At 74.8% G+C, this 7123-nt stretch carries 7 protein-coding genes and 1 pseudogene; 4 read left to right on the top strand and 4 right to left on the bottom strand.

The features are described from left to right. Positions 1-931: pseudogene (locus CTKZ_RS10825) on the top strand (TerD family protein); the annotation flags it as partial. A gap of 54 nt (positions 932-985) precedes the next feature. Continuing rightward, positions 986-1933, top strand: a complete 948-nt coding sequence (locus CTKZ_RS10820) for a hypothetical protein (RefSeq protein WP_124342959.1) — start codon at positions 986-988, stop codon at positions 1931-1933. Between the two features lie 102 nt (positions 1934-2035). On the opposite strand, the gene CTKZ_RS10815 is transcribed toward CTKZ_RS10820, so the two are convergent. After that, a complete protein-coding gene (locus tag CTKZ_RS10815; protein ID WP_124342958.1) occupies positions 2036-2845 on the bottom strand; it encodes an SGNH/GDSL hydrolase family protein in 810 nt (269 codons plus the stop codon). 53 nt (positions 2846-2898) lie between these two features. Further along, on the bottom strand, positions 2899-3465 hold the full coding sequence (locus CTKZ_RS10810; protein WP_124342957.1) for a dihydrofolate reductase family protein: 567 nt from the start codon (positions 3463-3465) through the stop codon (positions 2899-2901). 64 nt (positions 3466-3529) lie between these two features. Between CTKZ_RS10810 and CTKZ_RS10805 the strand changes: the two genes are divergently transcribed. Then, complete coding sequence (locus CTKZ_RS10805; protein ID WP_124342956.1) at positions 3530-4129, top strand: ArsR/SmtB family transcription factor; 600 nt, start codon at positions 3530-3532, stop codon at positions 4127-4129. Further along, complete coding sequence (locus tag CTKZ_RS10800; protein ID WP_124342955.1) at positions 4126-4926, top strand: SRPBCC family protein; 801 nt, start codon at positions 4126-4128, stop codon at positions 4924-4926. The genes CTKZ_RS10805 and CTKZ_RS10800 overlap by 4 nt, the downstream gene beginning before the upstream one ends. A gap of 163 nt (positions 4927-5089) precedes the next feature. Here the strand turns inward: CTKZ_RS10800 and CTKZ_RS10795 are convergent, their stop codons facing one another. Both CTKZ_RS10795 and CTKZ_RS10790 read right to left on the bottom strand, forming a co-directional pair. Continuing rightward, positions 5090-6010: a S1C family serine protease gene (locus CTKZ_RS10795; protein ID WP_124342954.1), complete on the bottom strand. Its 921-nt coding sequence runs from the start codon at positions 6008-6010 to the stop codon at positions 5090-5092. A gap of 88 nt (positions 6011-6098) precedes the next feature. After that, positions 6099-6764 carry a hypothetical protein gene (locus tag CTKZ_RS10790; RefSeq protein WP_124342953.1) on the bottom strand — a complete coding sequence of 222 codons (666 nt, stop codon included), beginning with the start codon at positions 6762-6764 and terminating at the stop codon, positions 6099-6101. Positions 6765-7123 lie beyond the last annotated feature (359 nt).

Genomic DNA, 7123 nt, shown 5'->3' with positions numbered 1-7123 from the left:
CCTGGTCGCCGACCCCCGCACCCGGGGCGGCCCGGGGCAGCAGAGCGCCGCCGCCGCGGCCGAGCGCGAGCACGCCGACCTCGTCGCGCGCGCCCGCGAGCGGCACGACGCGGACCTGCACCAGCTCGCCGCCGAGCTCGCGGACCACGAGCGTCGTCTCCCGGCCGCGATGGCACCGTGGGACGCCACCGCCTGGCGTGGCTGGCGCCCATCGGCCGCGCCGTCACCCGGCGTGCGCGTCGGCGACCTGCACGTCGAGGAGGCGCCGTCGCTGCGCTTCCCGATGCTGCTCGGGCTGCCGCTCGCGCAGCCGTTGTGGGTCGACACCGCGAGCGGGACCGACGCCGCGGCCGTCCGCGCGGTCCGCGCGCTGGTCGCACGGCTGCTCGCGGCCTACCCGGTCGGCGGTCTCGACGTGCTCGTCGTCGACCTCACGGGCGGGCTCGCGCCGTCGCTCACCGCGCTCGCCCAGCCGGGCAGCCGGGCCATGTCGACACCCGCGGCGACGTCCGTCACGGCCGCGGGCGCGGTCCTCGACGCGCTGGTCCGCCGCGTCGACCTCGTGCAGATGGCACGGTCCGCGGGCGCGCTGGACGCGCTCGGCGGGGACGACGCGCACCGTCTCCTGGTCGTGCACGACTTCCCGACCGCGTTCGACGACGCGGCCGTGGGCCGCCTGCGCTACCTCGTCGACGAGGGACCGTCGGCGGGCGTCCAGGTGCTGCTCACGGGCGCGCAGAGCCCGGTCCACGAGGGCAGCCCGCTCGTCACGACGCTGTTCCGCGAGTCCGTGCGCCTGCCCGTCGAGCCCGACGACCACCTCGCGGACGCCTGGACGCACACGCAGTGGCGGTACACGCCCGACCTCGGCCCGGACGACGCGTCGGTGGTCGACGGCGTCCTGCGCGCCGCGGCCACGGACCTGCGCTGACCGTTCCACCCGGGGCGCCACCGGTCGGTCGACCGGGCCTGGCATCATGCGGCCGTGACCTCGTGGGACGAGCGCGACAGCGCTGACCTGGCACGCCGCCGCTCACTGCTGTCGCTGCCGATGATCCCGCTGCGTCGGGACGCACGCCGCTGGCTGCAGCCGGAGGGCTGGCCGGACATGGGGCGGTGGGTGTACGACCCGGTGGCGGTCGGCGTCGGACCGGACGGGCGGGTGCTGTCACTCGTCCGCGACCGCGAGCGCGGGGACCGCCTCCTGCTGGACCGGACCGACGCGGCCGCACCTCCCGTCGTGCTCGACGGCGCGGTGGACGCGACGTTCGTGCAACCGCTCCCCGGCGGCAGGGTCCTGCTGGTCGCGGCGCGTGCCCGTAGACGCGAGACCAACGCGCAGGTGTGGGACACGGACGGGCGGCTCGTGACCGCCGGCTTCGTCGGTGACGCGATCGAGCACGTCCTCACGACACCCGCCGGGGCAGTGTGGATCGCGTACTTCGACGAGGCCTCCGACGACATCAGCACACGCAGGCTCGTCCGCTTCGACGAGGACCTGCACATCCGCTGGTCGTACCCGGGTTCGGAGCGCGGCCTGCCGGGCCTGTTCGACGTGTATGCGCTGAACGTGAGCGGGGAGGCCGCCGTGTGCTACGCGTATACGGAGTTCCACCTGGTGCGCGCCGAGGGCGACGCGGCGACGGATCTCGGCGCGACGGGCGTGACGGGCGCGGCGGCCGTCCTGGTCGACGGCGATCGCGGCGCGTTCGTCGGTGGCTACGGCGCCGACTTCGACGTCGTGACGCCGTTCCGGCTGTGCCACGACGGGATCGAGGTCGGCGAGCCGCTGGGCCGTCTCGTCATGCCGGACGGGCGGGAGCTCCGGCGCAGGAGGCTGACGGCGCGTGGTGGCGAGCTGCACGTGGTCGGGGAGCACCGGCTGCTGCGCCAGGTCTCGCTCGACGACCTGCTCGACGGCCCCCGGCACTGAGCCCTTGTCGTCTCGCTGCCGCGAAAGGCGGCCCGAGCGACTGAGCGCGTCCGAGCGCGGCAGAGGGCGAAGGTCCACCGCCGTGGAGGCGCGTCGCGCGGCTCAGCAGAGTCGGACCCGTCCCAGCGCCGAGTTCACCGCGGCGGTGTAGGCCTCGTACCCGTCGGCCGTCGGGTGGAACGCCGCGGGGTCGGTGGGTCCGAGGATCCACGGGTCCGGTGCGTTCGCACCGTGGTCCGTGAACCGCTTGCGGACGTCGACGTACTGGAACCCGGCGCGGTCGGCCGCGGCCGAGTTCACGGCGGCGAGGGTGTCCGCCGCGGTGTTGAGCGCGGTGAGCTCGGCCACCGAGGCCGCGAGGTAGGCCCCGTGCTCGGCCGAGAAGAGCCGCGGGTACCCGGTGACGACGACGCGGGCGTCGGGCGCGGCGGCCGCGACCTGCGCGTAGACGGTGTCGAGGAGGGCGGGGAGCTCGCCCCGGATGCGCGCGTCGACGAGGGCCGTCGCGCCCGCGCACTGCGCGTCGGTGCCGCCGAGGCACGCGACGACCGCGGTCGACCAGCCGACGTCGTTGCCGCCGATGCTCAGGGTCACGAGGTCGGTGTCGGCGTCGAGCGCGGTGAGCTGTCCGCCCGCGACGAGCGAGACGGTCGTGGCGCCCGCGCAGGCGACGAAGTCGTCGAGCTGCACGCGGTGTCGCCCGTCGAGCTGCACCGGGTAGGCGGACTGCGACCGTCCGCACGCGGTGTAGGGCGGGACCCCGTAGCCGGAGGCGTAGGAGTCGCCGAGCGCGTCGTAGACGACGCGGTGCCGTGGCCCCGCGGACGCGGTCGTCGCGACCGAGCCGACGAGGACGAGCGCGGCGATCACCGCCAGGAGCGCGGACGTCGTCGTCCGCCGTGGACGCGTCATGAGTGTGACGGTAGTCACATCGGCGCCGCCCTGCGCGCCGCGGCGGGGACGGGTCAGCCGCGGCGCACGGCGTACCGGGACCAGACGGTGCCGTTGCCGAAGGCCCGCTGCTCGACGAGGTCGAGGTCAAGTCGCACGCCGTCGGGCCAGAAGCGCAGCCCGCCGCCGACGGACACGGGCGCGACGTACGGCTGGACCTCGTCGACGATCCCCGCGCGCAGCGCCTGCGCGGCGAGCGTCGGGCCGTCGATGGTGACGTCGTGGTGGAGCGCGTCGACCTCGGCCCGCACCGCGACGGGGTCGAAGGTGCGCTCGACCGTGGTCCGCCGGGTCGTGGGGGCGTCGAGCGTCGTCGAGTAGACGACCTTGTCGGCGGCCTGCCAGACCTCGGCGTAGTGCCGGACGAAGTCCGGCGGGTCGGGGGTGTCGAGCGCGGTCTCCCAGAACGACATCGTCTCGTACATGCGGCGGCCGTAGAGGTAGGTGCCGACGGACCGCGACTGGTCGGACACGAAGTCGTGCAGCACGGGGTCGAGCGCGCCGCCCCAGTCGCTGCTGCCGTCGGCGTCGGCGGCGTACCCGTCGAGCGACGTGAACATCGAGTAGATGAGCTTTCCCATGCGCCGAACGTAGGACTGCGCGGGCCTCTTGACAAGATTTGTTGTCAAGCGCCACGGTGGAGCCATGCAGGACGTCGAGGTCATCGAGGACGCGGAGGCTGCGGCCGCCGCGCTGGACCCGGTCCGGGCACGGCTGCTCGCCGAGCTGGCCGTCCCGGCCTCCGCCGCCGGGCTCGCCGCCCGCGTCGGCATCACGCGCCAGAAGGTCAACTACCACCTCAAGGCGCTCGAGGCGCACGGGCTGGTCGAGCTCGCCGAGGAGCGCCGGCACGGCGGCATCACCGAGCGCGTGCTCCAGGCGTCGGCGGCCGCGTACGTCGTCTCCCCCGCCGCCGTGACCGTGTCCGCGGCCGACCCCGACAAGAAGGCCGACCACCTCTCGGCCGCCTACCTCGTCGCGCTGGCCGGGCGGCTGGTCCGCGAGGTCGGCACGCTCGCACGCCGCGCCGGCACGTCCAACCGACGACTTCCCACGCTCACGATCGACACCACGATCGGCTTCCGGTCGGCCGCCGACCGCGCGGCCTTCGCCGACGACCTCACCGCCGCGGTGCTCGAGCTGGCCGCGCGCTACCACCACGACGACGGGCGCCCGCACCGGCTCGTCGTCGCGGCCCACCCCCTGCCCGACCCCCACCCCCTCACCGAGGAGACGAGCTCATGACCACCACCACCACCACGCCGGACGTCCCGTACCGCCTGGAGTTCAGCGTCGAGGTCCCCGGCACGCCCGAGCAGGTGTGGCAGGCCATCGCCACCGCGACGGGCATGAGCGGCTGGTTCACGCAGACCGAGCTCGAGGAGCGCGAGGGCGGCGCGCTGCGCTTCGTCATGGGCCCCGAGATGGACTCGGTCGGCCAGGTCGTGCGCTGGGACCCGCCGCACCGCCTCGTCTACGAGGAGGACTGGGCGCGCCTCATGGGCAAGGACCCCGACGCACTGAGCCCGCTCACCTCCGAGTTCGTCGTCGAGGCGCGGTCCGGCGGCACGTGCGTCGTGCACGTCACGAGCAGCGGGTTCGGCATCGGCGCCGACTGGGAGTCGGAGTGGTGGGACGACCTCGGTGCCGAGTGGCGGCCGTTCTTCGACAACCTGCGCACGTACCTCGCGCACTTCCCCGGCCAGCAGGCGACGCACCTCGACGTCACCGCGTCGCACGCCGGCGACGTGCCCGCGGTCTGGACCGCCCTGCGCGACGGGCTCGGGCTCGGCGCGGAGGGCGAGACGATCGACGTGCGCGGCTCCACCGGCGTCGTCGAGCGGGTCGGCGAGAAGCAGGCGCTGGTGCGGCTGACCGCACCCGTGCCGGGCGTGCTCAACGTCTACGCGTACGGCGAGGGCGACGGGAAGGCCACGGCCGGCGTGCGCGCGTTCCTGTTCTCCCCCGACGCCGCCGACTACCTGCGACGCGAGGAGCCGCGCTGGCAGGCCTGGCTGCAGGACCTCTCCGTCACCGTCTGACCAGTCGCCGCGGTGACCCGCAGGTGCGCGCGGTTCCGTCCGCGTCGTCCCATCGCGGCATCACCTCGGGGAACGGGCGCCCGACGACCTCGCCGAGGTAGCCGTCCTCAGCGACGGCCGGGCGCGTGACGAGCGCCCAGCAGGTCGGTGCCCGTGTCAGCGGTCACGGCGTCGCGAGCTCGCGCGGGTACGCGAGAACGTCGACCAGGGCGCCGTTGCGCCACACGGTGACCTCGATGCGCCGGTCGATCGCGTCCTCGACCATGAGCCGCTGCACGGCCGTCGCGGTCACCACCCGGTTGCCGTCGAGCTCGACGACGACGTCCCCGCGCCGCAGCCCGGCCTCCTGCGCGGGGCTGCCCGGGGACACGTCGGCCACCTGCAGCCCCGTGCGCGAGCCCATGCGCGCAGCCAGCTCGGGTGCCAGCGCGACCTGGATCCCCGCGATGCCGAGCCACGCGCGCCGCACCCGTCCGCGCGTCATGAGCGCGTCGACGATCTGCCGGGTCGTCGTGTTGACCGGCACGGCCAGCCCGACGCCGATGCCCGCGAGCGCGGTGTTGACCCCGACCATCCGACCGGCGCCGTCGGCGAGCACTCCCCCGCTGTTGCCCGGGTTGAGCGCGGCGTCGGTCTGCACGACCTCGTCGACGACGCGCCCCGACGCGGTCGGCAGGGACCGCCCGAGCGCCGAGACGATGCCCGCCGTGACGCTGCCCGCCAGGCCGAGCGGGTTGCCGAGCGCGATGACGAGCTGACCGACGCGCAGCCGTGCGGCGTCGCCGAGCTCGACGGGGTCGGGCAGGTCGTCGTGGGCGCGCAGCACCGCGAGGTCGGACAGCGGGTCGCGGCCGACGACGTCCGCGTCGACCGTCGTGCCGTCGAGGAACGCCGCCTCGACCCGGCGGGCTCCCGCGACGACGTGCGCGCTCGTCAGCAGGTGCCGGTCGCGCGTGATGACGCTCGCCGAGCCCGCACCCGTGCCGCGGGGCGTCACGACCGTGAGGCTCGCGACGCTCGGGAGCACGCGCTCCGCGACGCCCGAGACGGTCCGCGAGTAGGCGTCCAGCACGTCGTCGTCCATGCCGTAGTCCAGCGCGCCCGACCGCCGCAGCGATACCCGCGTTCGCCGAGGGCGAGCGGCCCCGGTGGACGCGCCTCCTCGACGCCTGTCAGTGGCGAGACGTCCAGTAGTCGTGCCCGAGCGACTCGACGAGGTGCGCGTGCAGCCTCGTCAGCCTGTCGAGGGCCGCAGCGGCTTGCTCCGCGACCACGCGCGCGTCGGCGCGGAGCACCAGCTCCTCGCGCGGGCGGTCGGGGTCGAACTGGCCGATGAACAGGACGCCGTCCTGGACGACGACGTAGATGAACCACCCCTCGTCGACGTCGTCCCAGACGACACCGTCGTCGCCCCCGCCGGCCAGGGCGCGCAGGATGTGCGACGTCTCGGCGACGTCGTCGGTCCAGTCGAAGGAAACGACCTGCTCGCCGGCCGCGACCACCACAGGCGTCACGCGGAAGTAGGGGAACGGCCGAGCCAGGGCGACGGACGCGCCGCAGCGGCGGGCGACGTCGACGAGTCGCTCGTAGTACGCGGCGAGCGCGTCCTCGCGACCGCGCGCGTCGTCCGTCACGACCACTCCCGGCACGCGGCACGGCAGGTCCGGCGGCTCGACCGGCTCGCGCAGGCTCCCCCACTCCTCGCGGCTGAAGCCGTTGACGGGGCCGTGGTAGACGCTGTCCGAGATGCACAGGGCGGCGTCGACGAGGATCTCGTCGAGCGGTCGTGCTCGGTCCATCCACCCGGCGTCCATCGGCCCGTCCAGGAGTGTGCTCATGGGCCCCGACTCTAGGACGGGGCCGTCGCCAGACCTCATGCCCCCGTAGCCCGCTCCCGCTGAACCGTTTCGCAGTCGTGTGGGCCAGTGCGCCGCTCCGTACCTTCATCGGTGTAGATCGTCACCCGCACGTGTCGGCGACCGTCGGCACGCGTCCTGACCACGCGGGGGCGGACCAGACGAGCCGGAGGAGCCGACCGTGCGCCACCCCACCCCGACCCGCCTCCGCGGGACCCTGCTGGCGGCCGCCGTCGCCGTCCTCGCGCTCGTCGGGCTCACCGCGCCCGCGGTCGCGGCCCTGCCGGACACCGTCCGCGCCGCGGGTGCCGTCCGCGCGGCGACGACCGCCGGCTGCGGAC

This window comes from Cellulomonas algicola, assembly GCF_003851725.1.
GTDB classification, from domain to species: Bacteria; Actinomycetota; Actinomycetes; order Actinomycetales; family Cellulomonadaceae; genus Cellulomonas; species Cellulomonas algicola.
The sequence above is the reverse complement of the archived record's forward strand: the minus strand, read 5'-3'. Positions and strand labels throughout refer to the sequence as shown.